Below are 24,005 nucleotides of genomic sequence, written 5' to 3' on the forward strand. Positions count from 1 at the left end.
AGTAGCTAAGGCGTTGTGACAACTATATGGAATTTTGCCTTGCTCGCGGCAATAAAGAAACTGGGATGTCCTGTGAATTTCCAGCGAATTCTTGTGGTCTGCTCAGCAGGATTGAGAGCTATTTCACACCTCTCCACAAAAGACCTGCGAGACGAGTGTCACATTGCTGTTTTTGGGGAGGGTTAGACCACACAGACTACTTCACAGATGACACAAAAATGGAAACCGAGCCACTCCACAGGAGGGCTCGGCTGCCAGAAAAACTGTGTGAAGTTAGCAGGAGAACACCCGGTTATTAGCGGACAACGCGAATTTTCTGGGCAGCAGATTGTGACTTATTGAGGGCGTCTTCCACATCCACGCCCGTCGCCACCACAACGCCCAAACGCCGGCCCACATGCGCCTCCGGTTTACCGAACAACCGCACATCCGTCCCCGGCGTCGCCAATGCCGCATCCACACCCCAGAAGCCCAAACCTTCACCATCATAGGGCGACTTAATGACGCTACTGGCCGCCGGATACAACAATGTAGTATCAATAGGCAGACCCAACACTGCCCGCGCATGCAGCTCAAACTCACTCAACCGCTGCGACCCAAGGGTGACAAGCCCCGTATCATGCGGACGCGGCGACACCTCCGAGAACAACACATCGTCGCCCTTCACAAAGAGCTCCACACCAAAAATGCCGCGGCCGCCCAAGGCACTGGTCACCTTCGCGGCAATCTTTCGCGCCGTCGCCAACGCCGCCTCCGTCATCGGCTGCGGCTGCCACGAAGCCACATAGTCGCCATTCTCCTGATGGTGCCCAATGGGCGCACAGAAACGGGTGACCGTCTCCCCCGTCTCCGGGTCGATCCCACGCACCGTCAACAGCGTGATCTCATAGTCAAAATCCACGAACCCCTCGACAATGACCCGCCCCTGGTCCACCCGAGAATCCTCGCGCGCCCGCTCCCAGGCCGCATCCATATCCTCCGCCCGGCGCACCACCGTTTGGCCATGGCCGGAGGAGGACATGATGGGCTTCACCACGCAGGGGAGCCCCAGGCGCACAATGGCATCCTTCATCTCTTCCCGCGAGGACGCGAACTGGTACGGGGAGGTCGGCAGGCCCAAGCGCTCCGCCGCCAACCGGCGGATGCCCTCCCGGTTCATCGTGAGCTGCACTGCGAGAGGAGTGGGGATCACCGTCGCAGTACCCTCATCCTGGATGAGAGCCAGCGCATCAGTGGCCAGCGCCTCAATTTCCGGGATGACAAAATCCGGCCGCTCCACCCGAATAAGGCGCAGCAGCTGGTCCGGGTCCGCCATATCGATGGTGTAGCTGCGATGCGCCACCTGCTGAGCGGGCGCCCCATAATACCGGTCGACGGCAATCACTTCGACACCAAACCGTTGGAAAGCAATAGCGACTTCCTTACCAAGCTCGCCAGAGCCCAGCAGCATCACCCGTGTTGCACCAGGAGTGTGTGCAGTACCGATGCGTCGCAGGACGCGTGGTGTCGTCATGGGGAGTCCCCTTCTCAACTCGTTCCTTGCTCTCATGATAGAGCAGGATGACCTGTTATCCCCACAGCACCAGCTGAGATTCAGTGGGGTTGGCCACTCCAGCAGCACAGACAAACACCGCGCGCTGGAGCGGATCATAGTAGTAGTAGCGGCCGGGCTGGCGCCGCGCCTGCTCATACGTCCCCGCCTGAAGCGTGCGCCCCTTGAGCGCCACCTTCCGCGGATGATCGAAATACACCTGGAAGGCATAGTCGCGGGTCGCGGACTGTCCACGGAACGAACCGGTCGTCCGGCCCACCGTCACCGTCGCCACCTTGTCACGCCCCTGCCGCACTGTCCGCACGGACACCGAAGTGCGCGCCACCTTACCCTGCCAGTAATCCAGCGACTGGCCGTCATCCTGGTAGATGGTGGTGCTATTACGGGCACCCACCACGTTCGCGTTCACCTGCAGGCCAACGAGGTTCTTGCGGGACTGCTTCCAGTTCTTGCCTTCTCGCGTCGACTGCTCCGCCAGAGTGGTGACGATGCCACCCTCCCGCACAAACACCGGCATCGTCATCCAATCCGTGGTGATCGAATGAGTGGCGGGGCCACGGTACACCTTGCCGGTAAAGTAGTCGCGCCAGGTACCTGCCGGGAAGTACACCTCCGTCGTAGCGGTACGGCCCGATTTCGCAACCGGTGCCACGAGCATATCGTCACCTAACAGGTACTGGGTGTTGTGGAGGTAGGCCTGCGGGTCCTCTGGGTAGTTGAGGTAGAGGGCCCGTGCCATCGGCACACCCGTCAGATGCGCCTCCCATGCCAGGTTGTAGAGGTAGGGCACCAGCTCGTCACGCAGCTTCAGGAAGTGTACACCAGCTTTTTCTGCAGCCGGGCTGTACTCCCAAGGCAGCCGCTTCGCTTGCAGACCATGCGGCCGGTTGATGGGTTGGAATACACCCAACTGCGCCCACCGCACATACATGTCATTGGTGAGGACATTGCCCAGCTTGAAGCCGCCAATATCGTGGGACACATAGGGCAGGCCCATGGACGCGCCCTCGGCAGCGGTGAACTCCGCCTCGAACGCCATCGTCCCCCACGTGGTGAGGGTATCACCGGTGAAGTGGATGTTATTGCGCCGCTCCCCCAGCTGGCCGCGATGACGGGACAGCGAGAAACCCCGCTTACCTTGCTTCCGCAGACGGTCCGCATACAAATAGGTTTGCCACTGCTCAGCATTGAGACCCGGCATAGTGACGCCGTTGACGCCGGTGGAGGGTAGCGGATTCACCAGACCTTTCTCCAAGGGGTAGCCCTCCTCACGAGTTTTCGCAGAACCGTAGTCGAACCAGAAGAAGTCGGTGCCGGCCTTCTCAAAGTCCTCATGCAGCCAGAAGTACCACTTGGCGTGGTCCGGCCGGCTCATGTCGAAGCCGTAGGAGAGGGAGAAGGGATCCCAGTACTTGGGGCCATTAGGGGCGAGGGTATTGTGGACGGCCTTCTGCACAATGGCGTACTTGGGGTCGTTGCTGTTCATACCGTCATGGGTGTTGAAGGAGAGGGTGAGGCCCATGCTCTTCAGCCAGCGGATTTCGCCCTGCGGGTCAGGCCACAGTTTCTTGTTCCAGTTCCACCCGTTCCACTGGTTGGGGGCCTTATAGTCGGTGTCCACCACCAGCACATCCAGTGGCACCTTTCGGGTGTGGAAGTTCCGCATCAGTGCGGCGTAGTCGTCGCGGGTGAAGGCGTGATAGTTGGAGTACCAGTTGCCGAAAGCCCACTCAGGCAGCACCGGGCTGGGGCCAGTGATGGTGGCCAGGTCGCGCAGTCCCTGCTTGTAATTGTGGCCGTAGCCAAAGAAGTAGCCATCCTGGTAGAACGTGGAGTCCTTGCGGATCCGGGGGGCACGCGGTATCGGCCAACTGTCGGGCTTCCACAGGGCGGTGCGGGTATCGTTGACCAGCTGCCAGCCGTCGCGGGACAGAATGCCGGGGTTGAGTTTCACTGTGCCGCCCACGTCGCGGAGGTCACGGCGCCAGCCGCCCAACTGATTGTGGGGGACCACCAGATTGTCCCCTTGTACGTCCCAGCGGGGGTGCGCAGTGGTCGTCTGCCCCGCTACGCGCAGCGTCACGCTCACGTTCTGCGGAGTAAAGTGTCCCGACCCCTGCTTGTAGCGGAGGGTGAGTTTGCTGGTCTTAATGTAGCGGTAGCCGTCCTTCGCCCATGTCTGGTAGGGGGTTTTCAGCGGACGGTACTGCACGTTGGTGGTAGTGCGATTTTCGAACTTCCGGTCCTGCGCATACTCCATACGCACCAGCGTGGGGCTGATGACCTGGAAGCGCGCACTCCCGTCGATCACGGGGCGGAGAGTCGCTGCCTGGGCGGGGCTGCTATTCGCCATGCCGAAGGCAAGGGCGGTGACGGTAGCCAGAGAGAGAATACGGAGCGCAGGCGCAATGGAGCGGGGAGTGCGGAAGCGCGCTTCTGGGTGGGGTGACGGTGCCAATGCGACCATGGGGCGTCCTCTCAGCTCAACCGACTGGCAGGCTGTGGGTACCTAGCGGCGAGGCGAGGTGGGCAGGGCAAAGAAGTCGCGGCGGGGGCCACTGTCGAGGGGCGGCTGACCCTCCGCACGGGGTCGCTGCGTACCTCGTAACGGGCTAGACGGGAACGGCAGCTAGCCAGGTAGAGGCCGGGTTTGACCTCTACTCTGACCCTAACTGTCTGTAGCCGCTGGTTTGTCGGTTTCCGCCGGCGAATTTTTCACAGGAACCCACACAGAATCCGGGACCGGCTTCGGGAAGAATCCGGGCGTCTCCACAAACACCGGCTCCGCAATACCCGCCTTACGCTGTGCGTCGTAGTCGCGTAGGCAGCGCACTCCGTAGCGCATAAGGAGCGCCACCGCCACCATGTTGATAATGGTCATGAGTGCCAGCGCCAAGTCCGCCAGGGACCACGCCAACGGCAGAGCCGCAATGGACCCCAGCCCGGTGGCGGCAATCATGAGGACGTGGAGGATGGTGCTGCCGTGCTTCTTCCACCCCAAGTAGTTGACGTTAATCTCCGCAAACACCGAATACCCCAGCGTGCTGGAGTAGGCGAAGAGGAAGATGACGATGGACATGAACCAGACGGTCCAGCCGGTGCCATAGTCCAGGTGGTGAGTGAGGGCAGCCTGCGCCAGAATGCCATCCTCCAGTTTCTGGCCGGGCACATACACGCTGGGGCCAGCCAGCAGAATCATGAAACCCGTCAGGGAGCAGACGATGATAGTGTCCACAAACGTTCCCAGCGCCTGGATGAGACCCTGCACCACCGGATGTGGCACGTCGGCAGTCGCCGCCCCGTTGGGCATGGAGCCCTGACCGGCCTCATTGGAGAAGAGGCCGCGCTTCGCCCCGTTAAACATAGTGGCCCATATCCCGCCACCGATACCGGCGAGGCCAGGACGCAACCCAAAGGCGCCGGCAAAAATATCGGAGAAGACGCGCGGCAGATCCGTGATATTCATGACGATGATGACAAGCGCCACTACCAGGTAGATGATGGCCAGAACCGGGACCACGCTCTCTGTCACCTTCGCGACACGCCGCAACCCACCCAGCATGATGGGGATGCTGATCGCGACGAGGATGAGCGCCGTCACCCACACCGGCACCCCCGCGGTGGACTTGAACTGCTGGGCGATGGTGTTCGACTGCACCATCGGGAAAATGAGGCCGTAGGAAAACACCAGCAGGGCGGCAAAAATGCACCCCCACACGCGGGAACCCAAACCACGCTCAATGTAGTATGCGGGGCCACCGCGGGACAGCCCATCCTCCCCCTTGATCTTGAAGATCTGCGCCAGCGTACTCTCCATAAAACTGGTGGCCATGCCCAACAGCGCCACCACCCACATCCAGAAGAGAGCGCCAGGGCCGCCAATAATAAGCGCCAGGGAGACGCCGGCAATGTTGCCGGTGCCCACTCGAGAGGCGAGCCCCACCGTGAACGCCTGGAAACTGGAGAGCGATGTCCCCTTCTGTTTGCGGGAGTCCAACATGAGATGCCACATATGTCCGAAGAGGCGGAGTTGGACGGCTTTGGTGGCGATGGTAAACACCACACCGAGTCCGACGAGCACAAAAATGAGGATGTGCGAGGAAATAAAGCCCTCAACTTGGGCGACGAGGTCTGTGAGCACGGAAAAGACACTACCATTGGGAGCCTGCTCGCCCGCTAAACTATTGCCCATGACGAATACCACCGAGCTGCTGAGCAGCATCAACAACACCTACGGCTATGTGCTGATGGCGCTGCTGACTATAGCCGGTCTCTACTTCTCCATTCGCACCATGGTGGTGCAGATCCGCCACCTCCCCGAGATGATGCGCACACTAGTGGAACAGCCGGAAACGTCGTCGGACGGGAAGAAAGGCATCAGTGCCTTCCGCGCCTTCACAGTCTCCGCGGCGAGCCGCGTGGGCACCGGCAATATTGTGGGGGTGGCGGTGGCCATCGCGTTGGGTGGGCCCGGTGCAATCTTCTGGATGTGGCTGCTGGCCATTATTGGTGGGGCGACAGCGTTTGTGGAATCGACTCTCGGCCAGCTGTATAAGGTGAAAGATAAAGCGACAGGGGCCTTTCGGGGTGGTCCAGCCTACTACCTTGAGCGCGGTTTGGGGCGGCGATGGCTGGCGCTGCTTTTCGTCGTCGCCATCACCTTCACCTATGGCTTCGTCTTTAATATGGTGCAGGCCAACTCGATTACTGAAACCACCTCGCAGGCCATCGCTCCGCTGGTGGACAACCCTGCCACCATGAAGTGGGTCAACCTGGAGCTGGCACTGGTGGTGGCGGCTCTCACCGCCGCCGTCATCTTTGGTGGCATCTGGCGCATTAGCGCGGTATCCCAAGTGCTGGTTCCCATTATGGCCCTGGTGTACCTTGGACTGGGCATCTTCGTGTGCGTGGTGAACTACGACAAGATCCCCGGCGTTATCTCCCTCATCTTCCAGTGCGCATTCGGCGCGCAGCAGGTTGCCGGCGCCGGCATTGGTACCGCCATGATGATCGGCATTCGCCGCGGGCTCTTCTCCAACGAAGCCGGTATGGGTTCCGTCCCCAACGCCTCAGCGACAGCTGCGGTCTCCCACCCGGTGAAGCAGGGTTTCGTCCAGACACTGGGCGTCTACTTCGACACGCTCATAATTTGTTCGATGACGGCGTTCATCATCCTTCTCAGTAACCCCGAGTATGGGCTGCGGGACGGGGCGGTGGCTACCCAGCATGCCCTCGCCCACCAGTTGGGGGATTGGGCTATACCGGTACTGGCGGTAGTGCTGTTCTTCCTGGCCTACAGCTCCATTATTGGCAACTACTACTACGGGGAGTGCAACATCCAGTTCGTCACCGAGTCCAAGAAGGTGCTGATGGCGTTCCGTATGCTGGTAGTACTCTGCGTGTTCGCGGGGTCGCTGGCAGCCCTGGAGCTGGTGTGGGGACTGGCGGACATCTTTATGAGCATTATGGCGACCATTAACCTGGTGGCGATTATTCCGCTCGGCGGCTTGGCTATTGAGTTGCTACGGGACTACAACCGGCAGAAAGATGCTGGGGTGGATCCTGTCTTCCACCGCGATTCTCTCCCCCAGGCCCGCAATGTGGAGTGCTGGGATTAGCTTTACCCGCATCGTCGCCCTGCCGATGCAGAACGGCCGGCTGGTTCGTACCAGCCGGCCGTTCTGTCACGTGAGCGGGGGACGTGTTGTGTAGTGTCGGATGCTAGGACTTAGCAGCCCTTAATTTCGGCGACGAGGTCGTTGATGACGACGTTCTCGTCACGACCCGGGCCGACACCAATGTAGGAGACGCGGGTGCCGCAGAGCTCTTCCAGACGCTTCATGTACTTCTGGGCGTTCTCGGGCAGCTCGTCGAAGGTGCGGGCGCCGGTGATGTCTTCAGTCCAGCCGGGCAGCATCTCGTAAATGGGCTTGGCATGGTGGAAGTCACTCTGGCTCTCCGGCATGTGGTCGAAACGCTTGCCGTCCACCTCGTAGGCGACACACACCGGGATTTCCTTGATACCGGTGAGGACGTCCAGCTTGGTGACGAACATGTCGGTGAAGCCGTTAATGCGGGTGGCGTATTCGGCAACCACACCGTCGAACCAGCCGCAGCGGCGCGGACGCTTGGTAACGACGCCGTATTCGTGGCCGGTTTCCCGCAGGTATTCGCCGGACTCGTCGAAGAGTTCGGTGGGGAACGGGCCGGCACCTACGCGGGTGGTGTAGGCCTTAATGATGCCGACAGCGTGGGTGATGCGGGTGGGGCCGATGCCGGAGCCGACGCAGGCGCCACCGGCGGAGGGGTTGGAGGAGGTGACGAAGGGGTAGGTGCCGTGGTCGACGTCCAGCATGGTGGCCTGGCCGCCTTCCATGAGGACGGACTTGCCTTCGTCAAGAGCCTGGTTGAGGAGGAGGCTGGTGTCACAGACCATGGGGGCGATGCGATCGCGGTACCGCAGGAAGTAGTCCACCATTTCGTCCACCTCGAAGGCGGGACGGTTGTAGAGCTTCACCAGCAGTTCGTTCTTGGAACGCAGGGTGCCTTCCACCTTCTGGCGGAGGATGGATTCGTCAAAGAGATCCTGGACGCGGATGCCGATGCGGTTGACTTTGTCGGCGTAGCAGGGGCCGATACCGCGGCCGGTGGTGCCGATGGCGCGCTTGCCGAGGAAACGTTCGGTGACTTTGTCGATGGTCTGGTGGTAGGGGCCAACGAGGTGGGCGTTGGAGCTGATGCGGAGACGGGAGCAGTCTGCGCCACGCGACTCGAGGCCATCAATTTCCTGGAAGAGGGCTTCCAGGTTGACGACGACACCGTTGCCGATCACCGGAGTGACGTTGGGGGTGAGGATACCGGCGGGGAGCAGTTTCAGCTCGTATTTTTCACCGTTGACGACGACGGTGTGACCGGCGTTATTACCTCCATTGGGCTTGCAGACGAAGTCGACGTGGCCGCCCAGAATGTCGGTGGCCTTACCTTTGCCTTCGTCGCCCCACTGGGCTCCGTTGATGACGATCGCTGCCATATTCTCGTTCTTTCTTTCACCGAGCCGGCAGGGGTGGTGCATCGCGCGGCCTATGCTGTCGGCCTTTCCGGACAGTGGTGGCATAGGGGCAATGTGGGCACAAAATGAAAAACCCGGGCCTACCCTGCAGACCCGTTACCTAATTCTACCGCTTAACTGGGCGAGAGAGAAAATATTTTTTACAGTTAGGCCGGGTGGTAGCCGGGGCTGCCAATAGCGGGGACAGAATTCACGGCTTCTTCCCGGCTCATGCCGCACACCTGCAGCAAATCGATGAGGGTGGAGCGGATTTGTGCATGGATGACGGGTCCGTGCATGCCGGAGCGGTCGTTGGGATCCAGTTGGAAGGTGGTGCGCACTGCCACGGAGATGATGGCGCGGGCTGCTTCCTGTTCGGTGGCGTGCCGGTTGTCGCTTTCGGAGAGCATGGAGTGGACGACGCCAGTGGCTTCACTCATGAGGGAAATAGAGTCGGGAATGCGGACGTCGAGGGGTACGTCATCGTCCAGAATGACGACGGCGCGACGGGCCAGCACGCGAGTGTTGCGGATGGCGTTGTCGAGTGGGTCAAGGAGTTTTTCCCACTTTTTTAGGTCTTTGCGGGCGTACCACAGTAGCGGGGAGACCCGGACCACTTCGGCTCCGTTGTAGAGGGTGTCGCGGATGTCGTTGAGGGCGGGCTGGGTGGAGCGGATACGGACCAGTGCCTTGGTGACGAGTTCGGGGTTGCGGGTGCGGAGGCCGGAGGCGATGTCGCCGAGGATTTCCCGTTCGATCTGCACGATGGAGGCGAGGCGACGGCGAATATCCCGGACGGGGTTGGCGGGGATGAGTGCCATGATGACAATACCGATGACGGTACCGATGATGGCGTGCCAGACGCGTTGGAGGCCCCCTGGCCCGTGGACGGGGATGAGGGTGGCGATGAGGATGGCGGAGGAGGCGGCTTGGACGGAGACGAGCATGCCGGAACCTAGGAAGAGGGCGATGACCATCGCGAGGAAGACGACAAAGCCAATTTGCCAGACGCCGGAGCCGATGCGGGCGATGATGAGTTCGCCGATGAGGACGCCGGCGATGGTGCCGGCACCGATCTCGAAGGAGCGTTTGACGCGGCGCCCTGGGACGGGGGCGAGGGCAATGATGGCGGAGATGGGGGCGAAGAAGGGTTTCGTGCCGGGGAAGATAAGGGTGGCAGCCCACCATGCGAGGGAGGCGGCGATGGCAGCCTGCGTGATGGGGATGATGCTGTGGTAGACGCGGCGCAGCCTCCGGTTAATGCTGTCCGTGAACGTGCGGGCTCGGGCCTTGACCCAATTACGCATACGCCTTTGCGTCCTCCTTACGAGAGAAGTCCAGGATCTCGGAGCAGACCTGTTCCTTAATGGCGGCGGCTTCGCGACCTTCGTGGTTTTGTTCAGTCTGGAAGGCGGCGACGAGACGCTTGCGGACGTCAGCGTTCTTTTCGTCGGGGGTTCCGGCGAGGATGTGGTCGGCGGCATCTTCTGGATCGATGGATTCGGGGAGGTCGCTCTTGCGGGCGTCAACAACTCCCTTGATGGCAGTAAAGATGGCGGGCAGGAGGGACAGGAAGATGACGAGGAGGAAGAGCAGTTCGATATTGTTCTGGACGAAGCTGAAGTTGCCGAGGGCAGCACCGAGGAGAGTGACGCCACAGCCCCAGAGTAGGCCGCCGAGAATGTCGAAGGGGAGGAAGACACGGTAGCGGAAACCGGACATGCCGGCGACGACCGGTGCGTAGGTGCGCACGATGGGGACGAAGCGGCAGATGATGACGGTGACGGCGCCGTATTTTTCAAAGAAGAGGTGTGCCTGGACGAGGTGTTCTTTCTTGAAGACGGCGTTGTCCTTGCGCTGGCGGAGTACTGACCCACCTTTGCGGCCGATCCAGTAGGCGCATTGGTCGCCCAGAACTGCCACGATCCAGGCGGAGAGGCAGACCAGCCAGATGGGGGCGAAACCATTGGGCTGGATGGAGAGGAAGCCGGCGGTGAAGAGGAGGGAGTCGCCGGGGAGCAGCGGGAAGAGCAGACCGGTTTCGATGAAAATGATGAGCAACATTCCTGGCAGCACAAAGGCTCCGAAGGGCCCGTCGCTACCCAAGAGGTAGGTGGGGTCGAGCCATTGCGGGCCGAGGGCGAGGGTGGTAGACACGGTCGCGTGGGCTGCTGCCAGGGATGTAATAGTGATCACTTGGCCAGTATATGTGAGAAATGTCTATTTCCGCTTGTTGAAGGGGTGGTGAAGGCGGCGTGTTACCCCTAATGGTGGCTTTTTCTATGGATATCCTAAATTCTGCCTTTATCGCAGCATGAATCGGTTCAGAGCAGCACTTTTTCACCTTCCCTTCGCCGCATAAAGGTGCATAATAGTAAGTGAACCCGTATTAGGTGACGGCTGACACATCTCCAATAGGAGGCCTCCAGTACGTTCCGGTACGCCAGGTGATGTGAAGAAATGGCGCGACTCGCAGACAGTTTTCGCGCCTACGCACTTCGAAAACCCCTATTTCTGCGAAGGAAACCTATATGGCTATTGCAAATCCCGAGTCTTATGCCGAGATGCTGAAGAAGGCAAAGGAAGGCGGCTACGCTTTTCCGGCCATCAACTGCACCTCCACAGAGACCATCAACGCCACCCTGAAGGGCTTTGCGGATGCTGAGTCCGACGGCATCATCCAGTTCACTACCGGCGGTGCCAAGTTCGGCTCCGGTGTGAACGTTCAGAATATGGAAGCTGGCGCTGTGGCTCTGGCGGAGTACGTCACCCGCATGGCCAAGTACTACGGCGTTACCGTCGCCCTCCACACCGACCACTGCCCCAAGAACGCTCTCGATGAGTTCGTTCGTCCGCTGCTGGCTGTCTCTGCAGAGCGCGTTAAGCGTGGCGAGGATCCGCTGTTCCAGTCCCACATGTGGGACGGTTCCGCCGTCCCTATGCCCGAGAATATGGAGATCGCCAAGGAACTCTACGCCCAGACCACCGCTAACCACCAGCTTCTCGAGATCGAGATCGGTGTTGTGGGCGGCGAAGAGGACGGCGTGAAGGCTGCTCACGGTGCCAAGCTGTACACCGACGAAGACGACTTCGCCATGGTCATCGACACCCTCGGTGACGGTTCCGAGGCTCCCTACCTGCTGGCTGCCACCTTCGGCAACGTCCACGGCGTATACAAGCCAGGCAACGTTGTGCTGAAGCCCGAGGTACTGAATGCCGGCCAGAAGGTCGCTGCAGAGAAGCTCGGTCTTCCCGCCGACAGCAAGTTCTTCAACTTTGTTTTCCACGGTGGCTCGGGCTCCGAGAAGGAAAAGATCGAAGAGGCCCTCGGCTACGGCGTCGTGAAGATGAACGTCGACACCGACACCCAGTACGCCTACACCCGCTGCATTGCAGGGCACATGTTCTCCAACTATGACGGCGTTCTCAAGGTTGATGGTGAGGTCGGAAGCAAGGCTGTGTACGACCCCCGCTCCTATCTCAAGAAAGCTGAAATTGCCATGTCCGAGCGCGTTGTGGAAGCCTGCCAGGACCTCCACTCCGTCGGCAAGAGCATCCTCAAGTAGCACCTGACGGTAACGGTCACGGCAGCAGTTCTGCGCCGTGGCCGTTTTTCTACCCCCGCGCTATTACCGCACATAAACGAGTGAGTGCCCCGTCCCAAACACTCGGACGGAGCACTCACTCGTTGTGTCTTGCGCACTGCACGCTAGCAGTGTGGTGATCTGCTAAAGGATCATCGGCATCTCGCAAGACGGGACCTGCCGAATACCATTGAGCGACAGCAGGGTTTGGACGACCATGCGCGGGGCTGAGACGACCGGAGTGGTGAAGTGCGTCCCCAGCGGTACCTGCTGATAGACGGTGTTGGTCCCGGCCTTACAGTAACGTTGCCACAGGGCTTTGTCCTGGTCCGCTTGGAAGAGGATTTCGTCTGTGGTGCCGTGAATGATGAGGGTTGGTGCCTTCGGGACGCCCGGGTAGTAGAAGGAGGACGAGTCCTTCGCGATCTGCATCATGGATTTGAAGGTCTGGGACTTGAAGAAGCCATCCTTCACCATGTACTTCAGCAGTCCGCCGCCGCCGGCTACCGTAGAGAACGGCATGCACAGGTTTCGGCTGGTCTGAATCAGGGTCTTGCCGTAGGGAGTGAGCCACTGCTCCACGTTCGGGATCATATCGCCGTATTCGCGGATCGCACCGATAAGGAAGCTCACCAGGAACCCACCCCACATACTGGGCACCTTCGAGAGGTCTCCGTAGAGGCCAAAGCTGTGAGCCAGTTTGATGAAGTCTGGAGCACCTTCGCTGATGATGAATTGCTCGATGTAGGGGTTCAAGTCGGGGGCATAGTAGGGCTGTTCGGCTGCCGCATAGCCGGTCTGGAGACCACCGTGGGAGACACCCATGGAGACAAAGTGGGATTTGCGCAGCGGGAAGTCTTTTTGCTTGTGGACCATCCGCATGGAGTCCAGCAGCACATGGGAGGCTAGGCGGTTGATGGCGTAGGAGTTCCGCGGCCCTTCGGCATCTGTGAAGAGCACTGGGTGCCCCATAATGAGAAGGGCGGCCATGATCTGGATTGGGCTGTTAACGACACCCCAGGAGTCCGGCTGGTTGAGCTGCGTGGTGACTTTGCACTTCGGTCCAGAGGAGTTGATGAACTGGTTCCACTGCACGATGCCGGCGTTCTCCTTGGCATGCGGTGGCACCACCAGGGTGGCGGTGGCCGTCATCGGATAGCCGCGGGAATCGTACGAGACGAACGCGTATTGGATCGCGCGTGAGCCCGGGAAGTAGGCCTTGGACCATACGGACTCCCGCTTACGGATAACCTGGCCCTGCTTGTAACCCTCGCGGACGTAGCGCCAGGCGTCGTCCTTCATAAAGGGATCATCATCTAGAGTGCTGGCAATCCACTTCGGCATTGCCGGGCGGGGCCCTTTCTTAAGTTTCAGCTTGAGCGGTACTGGACGAAGCTGATGGGCGATGGATTGGGATCGTTCAATGGTCATCCCAATTTCGGGGTTTCCGAGGTCAAGTGGTTTTTTGGCAACGTCAAAGTTGCTCGCCCCGGCTACCCCGTAGCCAAGTCCGGCGACCATGGTAGCGGTGAGGGTCAGCGAGAGGACGGTCTTACTGATACGCCTACGCGGCTGGGACATGTCATCACCCTTCTGTGAAAAATTCCATCGCTGCGTGCGGGAACAACATTAGTCACATAAGTAATACACGTAACACTAGTAAAAGATCACTGCTCTGGGGTGCGAACATGCGGAAAAATTCCACATCTCAGTAAAAACCTGGACCTCTTCCCAGAGGCAGGCTCGACAGCCAGTCTGAATGCACTGCCGAGAATCCGAATGAACACCGCATACACACCACAAGAGCGGCCGCCTCTGCCGTCCCCCCCTCCCCCCCGACTACAGCCCCACGAACGCCCCCGGTAAGTCCGTTCACCCACTACTGACTGTCTCCACTGAGCGCATCACGCGTGGCATGAACGCTGCCAGAACCTCCACTTTGTCGAACCGACCATCCTGAAGTGAGTCGTACTCTACAGCAGTCCGCACTTTCACATGACTGAGAAAGGGGAATGCCCCACCCGGCTTAACCGGGTGGGGCATTCCCCTTTTAGCAGAACGTGTTATCCCTGCCACTGAGACGCGATACCCAACGAAGGCGTACACATCAGCGTTCTCTTTTAGAGGAGAACCGGTATATCACAGTTGGGGTGCTGCTCCGCACCGTGGAATGGAGCCATTCCTTGGATGAGCATACGTGGCATGGACAGCGCTGGCGTTCCAAAATGCCCAACCGGAGTGAGCTGGAAGAGCATATTGCTGCCGGCGTCGCAGTAGCGATGCCAGAGCACCGCATCCTGTTCCGCCTGGAAGAGAATCTCATCCAACGCACCATGGATCAGTAGAGTAGGAACCTTGGGGTGGCCAGGGTAGTAGATGGAGGAAGATTCCTTCGCAACCTGCATTGCTTGTCGGAAGGTCTCAGATTCGAAGAAGCCATCCTTCATGACCTTGCTCGAGATCATTCCTGTTCCCATCGGAAAAGTGAATGGCATGCACAGATTGCGATTGACGGTAATGATGGACTTTCCATAGTCGGTGAGCCATTTTTCGGCATTCGGAACCACATCAGAGTATTCACGCATCGCTCCGATGACGAAACTCATCATGAAGCTGCCGTACAGGGCAGGAATGTTCTGTCGCGATCCGAAGAAGCCGAAATTGTGAGCGACCTTGATGAGGTCCGGGGCGCCCTCGTTCACGATGAACTGCTTGATGTATTTGGTGAGGTCAGGAGCGTAATAAGGCTGCTCAGCTGCTGCATACCCCGTCTGCATGCCACCATGAGAAATTCCGATAGCGGTGAAGGGGGAAGACTTCAGCGGGAAGTCCTTCTGCCGATGCACCATACGCATGGAATCTAGCAGCACGTGCGAGGCAAGGCGGTTGATTGCGTAGGAGTTACGTGGACCTTCAGCATCAGGGAAAAGCACTGGATGGCCGGCAGCCAGAACTATATTGAGCCCCTGAATGACATTATTGAAGTCTCCGCCAGCAAGAGGGGAGTTTAGGGAATTGGTCACCTTGCAGCGTGGACCAGAGGAGTTAATGAACTGGTTATATTGAACAACGCCAGCATTCTCCTTGGCATGGAGGGGGACGACCAACGTTGCCGTAGCGGTCATAGGATAGCCACGGGAATCGTAAGACACGAAAGCGTACTGGACCGACCGCGAACCCGGGAAGAAAAGCTGCGACCACAAGGATTTCCGCTTACGGATAATCTGACCTTGCTTGTAGCCCTTGCGTACGTACTTCCACGCATCATCCTTCATAAAGGGGTCGTCGGGGAAGAGAGGTTGTACCCATTCCGCTACTGCCGGGTGCGGTGATTTTTTGAGCTTCAATCGGAGAGAAATCGGCTCCAACTGCGAAGCAATGTGCTGCGATTCTTCCACCGTCATAAAGAACGAGGGAGTATCAACATTCAGCGGTTTTTCCGCTTTATCAAAGTCACTAGCCTGAGCAACCCCGAAACCAAGTCCGGCGACCATGGTAGCGGTGAGAGCCAGCGAGAGAGCGATTGTGCCGACACGCCTACGCGGCAGGGACATGTTTGTAACCCTTCTTCCAAAAAGTTCCACCACTCCGTGGGAAGAACACCATTAGTCACATAAGTAACACACGTAGCAGTAAAGACAATACACTGTTTTGAGGTGAAAAAGTGCAGCGGACTACCAAATCTCAGTAAAACTCTTCATCTCTCCCCAGAGGCAGGCACATCGGTCTTATCGGACCGCCTAGTATCCGAATGAACACCCCATACGCACCAAACGAGCAGCCGCCTCCACCGCCATCCACCCGGACAACTGCGTTGACAGATCCTGCTCAGCAATAGCCGAGCTCCCAACTGCCCCATCGACTTTAGTTGCACGTCCCGACTTCTTATCGAGCTGCGCAACGCGCAACGGCAACTGGGCGAGATCATTCCACTTCGCAGAGAACAACATCCCCTCCGGCAACCACGCCGCCGTCTCCCACGCCGCCTTCGCATTCCGCATCACCATCCGCGCCGCAGCCTGCTGAACCTGCTGCAACCGGCCATCCCACAAAGGCACCCCCGGCGCAGCGTCTACCTCCGGCATCCGCCGAGCCACATCCGCTAAGTAACGCATCAAAATTCCCTTGAAGAGGCCGCCGTCACCGCCCCCACCTGCCAGCACAACCCCTGTGGGAGACAGCAGTGACCGCTCGCACGCCTCCACGATTTCGCACACCCGCCGCAAATGCTCCTGCTGCGTCGGCCCCTCCGAATGTAATGCCAACTCCATCTCTGCTCCCATCGCCACCCCCTGGCAATAGGTGTAGATCTTGTCGACGCGCTGCTCCTTACCGTCCACCAGACGCAGACCATCCGCATACAACCCCTGGTAGGGGCCATCTTTCAGTTGTAGAGAGTGGTACATCCAGTCACAGATCTGCTCCGCCAGATCCTGCCCCTGCTTATCGCCGCAGCGAGCAAAGAATATTGCCGCCGGACCATTTGCCGGCGTATTCCAGAAGTCCTCCCCCACCCGCCACGGGATGCCGTACTGCGGGTTGTAGGCCTTCTCAAACTTTTCCCGCACCTCCTGCAGAGCCTTCTCGTAGCCCTGCACGTAGCCTCGTCGTTCTGCGCGCTGCACCGCCACGGCCACCCAGGCAAGGTCATCAAAGTACGGGTTGTGGCGCCAGCCGCGGCCATTCAGCCGGTAGTGAGTACGCGCCAACCGCCGCAGCAGCCGCCGGCTCCGGGGCGTCTCCTCTCTGTCTACCGCATCCACCATGCAGCCAATCAGGTGAGCCTGCCACCAGAAATTCCAGCTGCCAGAAAAACGCTCCCGGAAGAGGTACGGCCAGGCACTCATACCTGTAGCGGTAAACGGTAAGAAGAAGGACCGTACCACGTGGCGGCCCAGTACGCTTCGTTCTGCAATGGCAGCACGTTTCTGCCAATCCGTGGTACGTGCCCAGGAAGGGGCTGTGTGAAGTTCGGAGGTGGCCATCTCGGCGCATCCTTTCAACAGCGATAGTGTTACCAGGCGGCAGCAAGATCTGCATGCTGTGCTATCCAAGCATGCATCACAATACCTGCTGCGACGCCAACATTGATACTGCGGGTGGATCCGAATTGGGCGATAGAGACGAGCATGTCAGCCTGCTGCCCCGAGGCATCGGAAATACCGGGGCCTTCCTGGCCAAACAAGAGGAGAGCACGCTCCGGGAGGAGGGTAGATTCTAGGGGGGTGGAGCCGGGCACATTGTCCACAGCCACTACGGTGAGTCCAGCAGCGTGGGCCCACTGAATGAGCTCCTCCACCGTGTCATGGTGCCGAAGATGCTGGTAACGATCCGTCACCATGGCTCCCCGCCGATTCCACCGGCGCTTTCCCACAATGTGTACCGTCTCTGCCAAGAAAGCGTTAGCGGTGCGCACGACGGTACCAATGTTCGCGTCATGCTCGAAGTTTTCGATGGCGACGTGGAACGGGTGACGGTGGGTATCGAGATCCATAACGATGGCCTCACGCCGCCAATAACGGTAGGCGTCCACCACATTACGGCGATCCCCTTCTGCCAACAGGGTGGGATCGTAGCGGGGGTCAGTGGGAAGGGGTTCCCCGGGGTGTTCCAGAGTCCAGGGACCGACACCGTGGCGTCCTTCACCCCACTCGGTGGGGCCAGGGGCGGAGTCGGTACTCGAGGTGAGAGGTACGCTGGGGCTAGGCGAGTCCGACATCTTCCAGGCTCAGCAGGTAGCGATACTCCAGGCCTTCAGCGTTAATGACGTCCTCTGCGCCAGTCGCACGGTCCACAATGGTGGCGACGCCCACTACCTCGGCACCCAGGTCGCGCAGGACGCGGACGGCCGTGAGCGGCGAGCTACCGGTGGTGGTGGTGTCTTCGACGACCAGCACCTTCTTGCCCACCACATCAGGGCCTTCGACCTGGCGCTGCATGCCGTGCTTCTTCTTTTCCTTGCGGACGGTGAAGGCGTTAATGTCGCGCCCGTCAGCGTGCATGATGGCGGTGCCCACTGGGTCGGCACCTAGGGTGAGGCCACCAGCGGCAACGTAGTCCCAATCTGCGGTGAGTTCGCGGAGGAGGGCGCCGATAAGGCGGGAGGCGCGGCTGTGCATGGTGACGCGACGCAGGTCGACGTAGTAGTCGGCTTCTTTCCCGGAAGAGAGGGTGACTTTCCCGTGGACCACAGCGAGGTCTTTAACGAGTTCGGCGAGTTCGGCTTTCGCCTCAGCGTTAACGGGGTGATCAGCAGGGTTGAACGCTGCAACCATGAAAGGCGCCTTTCTGGGGTGTGGGAACTCCCGCGGGTGGGACCGGCGGGAGTTGTGTCCTAAGGCTAAGCCTAGTGGCTAGTTGTCGTCGTCAGAAACTTCTGGCTGGGCGTGGTCGTCCTCGGCGGAGGGATCTGCGTCGGCGGCGGAGCGACCGTTCTCCGCTTGCTCATCATCTTCATCACGGCGGCGAGAGCGGCTGCTGGTCTTCCCGGGCACGAACCAAGATGGGCGAACCGCAGTGTCGGCGTCCTCATTGTGTCTGCGGGCGTGCCGGCCGGGCTCACGTGCCCCATTGAGTTTAATGATGGGGAACTGGCCAGTCTGCATGGTGGAGGGTTCTCCGTCGCGGACAGCGTGGGAGCCGGTGGAGACAGATTCTTGCGGCTGCGGGATGGTGACAGCCGGGGAGGGGGACGTCTGCGCAGCGGGCTCCTGTTCGTCCCGCTCTGGGTAGTACGGTTGGGTCGGGTTCACGATGGGCAGCGGGCCGGTTTCAGCCGGGGAGGCGACTGGCTTGACGAAGGAGATCCGTGGGCGGGTGTCCTCCGGGGTGGCGGCGACCGGCGGGACGGCGGAGCGACCACCTAGTCCGCCAGCGGCAGCTGCAGTTCCTGCTGCGTCGGCATCGACTCCAACTTCCCAACTGGGGAATCCCTCGGTGAGCGGTGTGGCGGCGAAGTCAGCGGGGCGTTCCGGCGCATCGATCGCGTCGTCTGCCTCAGCTGCTCCAGCGCCTTCAGTAGCCTCAGCGTCGTCAGCGACCTGGTCTGCGTCCTCGACCGGCTCTGCGGCTCCCGATGCGGCTGGCTCGTCCAGCTCATCGTCGGTGGCGGCAGCCTCGAAGGGGCCTTGCTCGATAGCGTCCTCACCGAAGTCCTCGTCGGTGTAGTTGGCGTCATCGGGTCCCTCGTAGGTGTCCTCGTCTACCTCGTATTCTTCTTCGTCGTCTTCGTAGGGGCTCAGTACCTCTACAGCCTCGGCCTCGCTGACGGCAAACTCTTCTGCTTCGTCGGCAGAGGCGGCGTCAGCCAGAGCGACGTCGTTGATGATGTCGAAGGGGCCGGTGTGCTCAGGGGCGCCGAGGGCATCAATGTCGAGTTCGGCGTCTTGCCCTTCAAAGTGTGGTGGCTCCGAAATCTCGTGGTGGTCCTCGCCCATGTCGGGCCCGTCGAGGGGTTCGTCGAGAAGGGCGTCGTCTTCGGTGTCGTCGATGAGGTCTTCTTCGGTGAGCCCTTCTTCGGCGAGGTCTTCACTGGTGAAGTCCTCGGTGGCGACGTCCTCGTCGGCTTCCTCCGGTTCATCGTCGTCGACGGCGGCCAGCGTGGCGGCTTCTTCGCCGGCTTCGGGCACAATGTCGAACTCGGCGGTGGTGGGGGTGATCCACTCGTCAGCGGCCGGCACATCCTCTACCTGGGTTTCGCCCGGGAATTCGTCGACGGCGTCAACGGCTTCTGCCTCTGCGTAGGCGGCGAGAGCGTCCGCTTCGGCTTCGACGTCTTCAATGTCATTGGCGTCGTCTGTGCCCACATCACTGCCGTCCAGGTCCTCGCCCATGAGGCGGTCTGCTTCGGCAAAGTCTGCTTCGGTGACGAAGGTGGCGTCGGCGTTGCGCTCGTCGTCTGCGGAGAGGTCGGCGAAGTCGATGTGTTCCCGCGGTTCCCAAGAGCTGGCAAGCAGGGCGCTTTCATCCACATGGTTAACGGCGAGTTCACCAGTGGGTTCCTCGTCGGGTGCCCAGCTGGGGGCCGGAGTATCGTCGGCGGCGGGAAGGGTAACGAAGTCGTCTTCGGCCAGCCCGGCGGAGGTGCCAGCATCCGGCTCATCGGCGTCGTCACCGGACAGTTCCGTGTTCTCGCCGAGGGGCAGATCAGGAACGATCGTCAATCCGGCCAGGCCACCAGTCACTGCAGCTCCAGTGGTAGTACCACCGGCTGGAGTGAAGGGAATGACATTATTCGGAAGCTCATTGCTCGGACGCTCATTGTTCGGGAACTCGCTGCCCGACAGATCATCATCCGGCAGATTGAGCAGGTCATCATCGCCGTCAATGCCATCATCTACCAGGTCATTACCAGCCAGCAGGTCGTCATCGGCAGCGTCGATGGCGACAGATTCATCAGCAGCTACTGCTGCAGCCAGCTCTTCCTCAGTGATGGGTTCATCGATGTCGGCAGCGTCGGCAGGTACGGGAGAGTCGCCCTCGTCTGCAGGCATGCTCTCGGCTTCGGACTCGTCCTCCTCCCAGATGGGGGCAACCGGCTGATCGCCCACCACGGTGAGGGCGGGGATACCGGACGCCGCGCCATCCTCGGCCGGCTCGTCGCCCACACCACGGCCGACGAAAGTACCGGCACCAGCGGCACCAACCCCACCGGACACCAAACCGGCCAGGGAACCGTCGGAGACGGGTACATCACTGGGGAAACCGGTGTCGGCGGGCAACAAGCCAGCTTCTTCCGGCTCGAAGGAATCTGCGTCGACGGGAAGAGAGTCAGCGTCAGTGCGGTCGGCGAGCGGGCGGGTGGGGCCCACACCCTGCAGGCTGAGAGACTCTTCCTCGCCTTCCTTGGGGGGCAGTACACGCAGCGCATCGTTGAGGTTGGCCAACCAGTTGAGGACAAAGGGGAGTTCCTCGTTGATCTTGTTGTCCGGGTCGATCTCCACATCCACACCGTCATCGTCCAGCGGCAGCAGCGCCGCCGACCAGTAGCCTTCAGACCATGCCATGGCCAAGTCGCCGGGGTGGTTGTCGAGAATCTCCACCAGACGGTCATCGGTGGCGCGGATCATGGCATCCACATCGGAGGAGTACACCTGCAGATCGGTGGCTTTCCCAGACTCGTCCGCCTCCTCGTTAGTCTGCGGGTGGATCTCCACCACCACAGAGGAAGCGGTATCGCGTTGTACTGCCACAATCCAGCCGTCGTCCTGTGTAAAGATCAATGCGGGATGGCCGGCGAACTCTCCGGTGGCGGGGTCTTTCGGCTCACTCAGCCCACCGTCGGCGGCGGGGCCATGTTCCCATTGGGAGATGGCGGCGTGCACGCCCTCTGCGTCGGGCCGGAATCCCAGCTCATCGCCCCAGCGGGACTGCTCGGGCGCATCGGTTGAGGGCTGCTGGTGGGAGCGGACGGCACCCACAATGGCAAAGACAATGCCAATTGCGCCTACCACGGCGGCCACGATCAATAAGATCACGGGAACTGATAACATACGTTTCCCCTATCTGCGGGCAGTACTCAGTACTAACGGTACTGTGTTTCTGCCCTGTTTCGGAGCTTTTTCACGTGTTCGGCAGCGATTTTAACCGATAGTGAAACGTGCCCACTGTGGGAAAAGTAGGCACGCGAAAAGCTACGGACGGAAGCCTCGAGAGGCTGGACGCTCGGGATCCAAACACCATTGCGACCAACCGCCCTCATACAGGGAAGCACCAGGTAGACCAGCGACTTCCAGGGCGGCAATGGTGTGGGTGGCCAAGTTACCGGAACCACAGTAAACCGCAACTTCTGAGCCACTGGTAATACCCAAGCCCTCGAAACGGTCAAGCAGGCTTTCGAAGTCCAGGAACTTCTGGTCGGGGCCAAAGTTTCCGTAGGTCGGCAGGTTATGGGCACCCGGGATGTGGCCCAGGCGAGCATCGTTATATTCAAAATGACCCTGGTAGCGGCGTTCCGAGCGGGCATCCAGCAGAATGCCATGCTCCGGCCACGTCTTGACCTCATCTACGGTGATGGTGGGCATACAGGGCGTGTCAGATACCTCGAAGTTACCGCGCAGCGGAATAATGCCGGGACCCGTCACCGTGGGCATACCGGCATGCTCCCAGCGTTGCAGGCCACCATCCAGGAAGAAGACGTTCTCGACACCAGCGTCGCGGAGGACCCACCACGCACGGGCTGCCGAAGTACCGGACACAGAGTCGTAGACCACCACATAGGAGTTCTTGTCGATACCCCATTTACGGGTGAGCTCCTGCACCTTTTCCTTCGAGGGGAAGGGACGACGGCCGTTTTCCGGGTTGTGCACACCCGTGAGGTCCTGGTCGAGGTCCACATAGATGGCGTTAGGGATGTGGTGCTCCAGGTAATGGTCGTAGCCACCCACCCGATCGCGATACCACCGCACGTCCAGAATTACCGGTGCGCGGTTCGAACCGATACGCGACTTCAGCCACTGCGGGTTAACGAGGATACTCATGTGCCCTATTCTACTGGTCGAGGAGTCTTTATTCATCTCTCTACAAGTGAGCACGCCGAGCGAGCCCAACTTTGTAGGTTTCGGTTCTATTTCAGATTCACTCTTGGAACATCCGTAACAGCATGTATTGTTGTAAATAACCATTCCCCAGGTGAATGGTTATTTTGTATCCCTGCACGAGGGAACCTTAATCGTCCAGAGATACGAGAACGGAACGGAGAGCCCATTGAAATTCTCGTCAGCCCTGAAAGCAGTCGCTGGAGCCGTAGCCGCCTCTCTCATTATGGTCACCGCTAATCCCGTTCAGGCAGACCCCGTTTCAACTCCCTACACGGAGAGTATTGAAGCGATCGCCGAACAGTCCGGCCCCTACGTGGACGCCCACCACCTGCTCCCCACTGATGCAGCCCGCACCAAGCAGGCTGCCCGCGCCGATGCCACCATCGCTGGCGTCACCGACAGCGGCAATACCCTCGTCCTGGGTAAAGGCCATTTCGTCAAGCGCGGCGATACACTCGCCATCGTCGGCGAATCCGGTAACACCGTCGTCACCGCCCCTCTCCAGGCCATCTTTGGCGACCAGGTCATGGACCTCAACGTCATCCTTAAGGAGGGCGGCCGCAGCGCCACCTTCCTCCCCGCAGCGGACTCCTTCCGCCCCGCCCCCATCACCGTCATGCACGCGCGGGAAGGCTGGATCGGCTACGACACTCGCCTGCGCGAGTTCTACGACGCCTGGGGCAAATACCTGAACCGCGCTGAAGTAGAGAACTTTCCCGGCGTTATTGCCGGCGGCGTATTCGGCGGGCTTGCCGGCACTGCCGCCGGATGGGCGATCGGATTCCTGGCGGGCGCGCTAGTGGCCAACGGCATGCTGCTCTTCACCCTGGTCCCAGTGGTCGGCACGCTTGCCGCCCCCTTGGTCTGGCTTGCGGTCATCCCCGTCTTCCTAGCAGTGTTCTTCGCAGTGGGTTCCTCCGCTGCGGCCGCCGGTACTCCCATCGGTTCCCACCTCGGCACCATGGTGGTGGGGCTCTTCTCCCCCAATGCCACCACCCGCGAGCTGGCCTTGAAAGCCATCGGTGCCGGCCTCGCGCTCATCTTCCTCTGGTGGCTGCCGCCTTCGGCCGGGCACAAAGTCTCCGCTGCCGCGGGCTCGGGTGTCGGTTCCACCGGCTCCTCCTCCGACGATAAAGACGATGGATCACAGGACGACAACACTGCCGCCCCGGCACTGTCACAGTCCCTCAATTCCGCCGACGCTGTTCTCCGCGTCGCCTAGCCCCCTGCTCTCCATACGCAGAACCTCCCCTGCATTCTGCAGGGGAGGTTCTGTTCTCTGT

General features: G+C 60.3%; 15 protein-coding genes and 1 pseudogene. 3 read left to right on the forward strand and 13 right to left on the reverse strand.

Going from position 1 to position 24,005, the window contains the following annotated elements; all coding sequences use genetic code 11:
• Positions 1-295: 295 nt before the first annotated feature.
• The 3 genes from purT to Q0X28_RS01435 all read right to left on the reverse strand — a co-directional run bounded on the left by purT (position 296) and on the right by Q0X28_RS01435 (position 5,774).
• Positions 296-1,513 carry a formate-dependent phosphoribosylglycinamide formyltransferase gene (gene purT / locus Q0X28_RS01425; RefSeq protein WP_296238427.1) on the reverse strand — a complete coding sequence of 406 codons (1,218 nt, stop codon included), beginning with the start codon at positions 1,511-1,513 and terminating at the stop codon, positions 296-298.
• Between the two features lie 55 nt (positions 1,514-1,568).
• Positions 1,569-4,019, reverse strand: a complete 2,451-nt coding sequence (locus tag Q0X28_RS01430; protein ID WP_298575691.1) for a TIM-barrel domain-containing protein — start codon at positions 4,017-4,019, stop codon at positions 1,569-1,571.
• Between the two features lie 201 nt (positions 4,020-4,220).
• Complete coding sequence (locus tag Q0X28_RS01435) at positions 4,221-5,774, reverse strand: sodium:alanine symporter family protein (RefSeq protein ID WP_298575694.1); 1,554 nt, start codon at positions 5,772-5,774, stop codon at positions 4,221-4,223.
• Here Q0X28_RS01435 and Q0X28_RS01440 point away from each other — a divergent pair.
• Entirely contained in the window at positions 5,743-7,170 is a 1,428-nt protein-coding gene (locus Q0X28_RS01440) for a sodium:alanine symporter family protein (protein WP_298575698.1), read from the forward strand. The two genes, Q0X28_RS01435 and Q0X28_RS01440, sit on opposite strands and share 32 nt — an antisense overlap.
• 110 nt (positions 7,171-7,280) lie before the next feature.
• Here Q0X28_RS01440 and Q0X28_RS01445 read toward each other — a convergent pair whose 3' ends face one another.
• The 3 genes and pseudogenes from Q0X28_RS01445 to Q0X28_RS01455 all read right to left on the reverse strand — a co-directional run.
• On the reverse strand, positions 7,281-8,582 hold the full coding sequence (locus Q0X28_RS01445; protein ID WP_296238629.1) for an adenylosuccinate synthase: 1,302 nt from the start codon (positions 8,580-8,582) through the stop codon (positions 7,281-7,283).
• Positions 8,583-8,767: 185 nt separating this feature from the next.
• Positions 8,768-9,907: an aromatic acid exporter family protein gene (locus Q0X28_RS01450; protein ID WP_298575701.1), complete on the reverse strand. Its 1,140-nt coding sequence runs from the start codon at positions 9,905-9,907 to the stop codon at positions 8,768-8,770.
• A 244-nt stretch (positions 9,908-10,151) separates the two neighbouring features.
• Positions 10,152-10,796 (reverse strand): annotated as a pseudogene (locus tag Q0X28_RS01455) (DedA family protein); the annotation flags it as partial.
• Positions 10,797-11,131: 335 nt separating this feature from the next.
• Here Q0X28_RS01455 and fbaA point away from each other — a divergent pair.
• Positions 11,132-12,166 carry a class II fructose-bisphosphate aldolase gene (gene fbaA, locus Q0X28_RS01460; RefSeq protein ID WP_296239660.1) on the forward strand — a complete coding sequence of 345 codons (1,035 nt, stop codon included), beginning with the start codon at positions 11,132-11,134 and terminating at the stop codon, positions 12,164-12,166.
• Between the two features lie 162 nt (positions 12,167-12,328).
• Here the strand turns inward: fbaA and Q0X28_RS01465 are convergent, their stop codons facing one another.
• The 7 genes from Q0X28_RS01465 to Q0X28_RS01495 all read right to left on the reverse strand — a co-directional run bounded on the left by Q0X28_RS01465 (position 12,329) and on the right by Q0X28_RS01495 (position 22,662).
• Positions 12,329-13,765, reverse strand: a complete 1,437-nt coding sequence (locus Q0X28_RS01465) for a lipase family protein (RefSeq protein WP_296239661.1) — start codon at positions 13,763-13,765, stop codon at positions 12,329-12,331.
• Positions 13,766-14,304: 539 nt separating this feature from the next.
• Positions 14,305-15,738, reverse strand: a complete 1,434-nt coding sequence (locus Q0X28_RS01470; RefSeq protein WP_298575705.1) for a lipase family protein — start codon at positions 15,736-15,738, stop codon at positions 14,305-14,307.
• A gap of 186 nt (positions 15,739-15,924) precedes the next feature.
• Complete coding sequence (locus Q0X28_RS01475) at positions 15,925-17,169, reverse strand: glycoside hydrolase family 76 protein (RefSeq protein ID WP_298575708.1); 1,245 nt, start codon at positions 17,167-17,169, stop codon at positions 15,925-15,927.
• A gap of 29 nt (positions 17,170-17,198) precedes the next feature.
• Positions 17,199-17,903, reverse strand: a complete 705-nt coding sequence (locus Q0X28_RS01480; RefSeq protein WP_298575711.1) for an RNA methyltransferase — start codon at positions 17,901-17,903, stop codon at positions 17,199-17,201.
• Positions 17,887-18,459, reverse strand: a complete 573-nt coding sequence (gene pyrE / locus Q0X28_RS01485) for an orotate phosphoribosyltransferase (RefSeq protein WP_298575714.1) — start codon at positions 18,457-18,459, stop codon at positions 17,887-17,889. The genes Q0X28_RS01480 and pyrE overlap by 17 nt, the downstream gene beginning before the upstream one ends.
• Positions 18,460-18,537: 78 nt before the next feature.
• Entirely contained in the window at positions 18,538-21,660 is a 3,123-nt protein-coding gene (locus Q0X28_RS01490; RefSeq protein ID WP_298575717.1) for a hypothetical protein, read from the reverse strand.
• Positions 21,661-21,816: 156 nt separating this feature from the next.
• Positions 21,817-22,662 carry a sulfurtransferase gene (locus Q0X28_RS01495; protein WP_298575720.1) on the reverse strand — a complete coding sequence of 282 codons (846 nt, stop codon included), beginning with the start codon at positions 22,660-22,662 and terminating at the stop codon, positions 21,817-21,819.
• Between the two features lie 226 nt (positions 22,663-22,888).
• Between Q0X28_RS01495 and Q0X28_RS01500 the strand changes: the two genes are divergently transcribed.
• Entirely contained in the window at positions 22,889-23,944 is a 1,056-nt protein-coding gene (locus tag Q0X28_RS01500; protein WP_298575723.1) for a hypothetical protein, read from the forward strand.
• The last annotated feature ends 61 nt before the right edge of the window (positions 23,945-24,005 follow it).

Origin of the sequence: uncultured Lawsonella sp. (genome assembly GCF_947252745.1) — a bacterium.
Taxonomy (GTDB): domain Bacteria; phylum Actinomycetota; class Actinomycetes; order Mycobacteriales; family Mycobacteriaceae; genus Lawsonella.

Bases quoted from the DNA above. Each gene is read 5' to 3' on its own strand.
- Q0X28_RS01450 (WP_298575701.1), bottom strand. From the start codon at position 9,907: ATGCGTAATTGGGTCAAGGCCCGAGCCCGCACGTTCACGGACAGCATT.
- Q0X28_RS01445 (WP_296238629.1), bottom strand. From the start codon at position 8,582: ATGGCAGCGATCGTCATCAACGGAGCCCAGTGGGGCGACGAAGGCAAA.
- purT (WP_296238427.1), bottom strand. From the start codon at position 1,513: ATGACGACACCACGCGTCCTGCGACGCATCGGTACTGCACACACTCCT.
- Q0X28_RS01440 (WP_298575698.1), top strand. From the start codon at position 5,743: ATGACGAATACCACCGAGCTGCTGAGCAGCATCAACAACACCTACGGC.
- Q0X28_RS01465 (WP_296239661.1), bottom strand. From the start codon at position 13,765: ATGTCCCAGCCGCGTAGGCGTATCAGTAAGACCGTCCTCTCGCTGACC.
- Q0X28_RS01435 (WP_298575694.1), bottom strand. From the start codon at position 5,774: ATGCTGCTCAGCAGCTCGGTGGTATTCGTCATGGGCAATAGTTTAGCG.
- Q0X28_RS01475 (WP_298575708.1), bottom strand. From the start codon at position 17,169: ATGGCCACCTCCGAACTTCACACAGCCCCTTCCTGGGCACGTACCACG.
- fbaA (WP_296239660.1), top strand. From the start codon at position 11,132: ATGGCTATTGCAAATCCCGAGTCTTATGCCGAGATGCTGAAGAAGGCA.
- Q0X28_RS01470 (WP_298575705.1), bottom strand. From the start codon at position 15,738: ATGTCCCTGCCGCGTAGGCGTGTCGGCACAATCGCTCTCTCGCTGGCT.
- Q0X28_RS01495 (WP_298575720.1), bottom strand. From the start codon at position 22,662: ATGAGTATCCTCGTTAACCCGCAGTGGCTGAAGTCGCGTATCGGTTCG.
- Q0X28_RS01430 (WP_298575691.1), bottom strand. From the start codon at position 4,019: ATGGTCGCATTGGCACCGTCACCCCACCCAGAAGCGCGCTTCCGCACT.
- pyrE (WP_298575714.1), bottom strand. From the start codon at position 18,459: ATGGTTGCAGCGTTCAACCCTGCTGATCACCCCGTTAACGCTGAGGCG.
- Q0X28_RS01480 (WP_298575711.1), bottom strand. From the start codon at position 17,903: ATGTCGGACTCGCCTAGCCCCAGCGTACCTCTCACCTCGAGTACCGAC.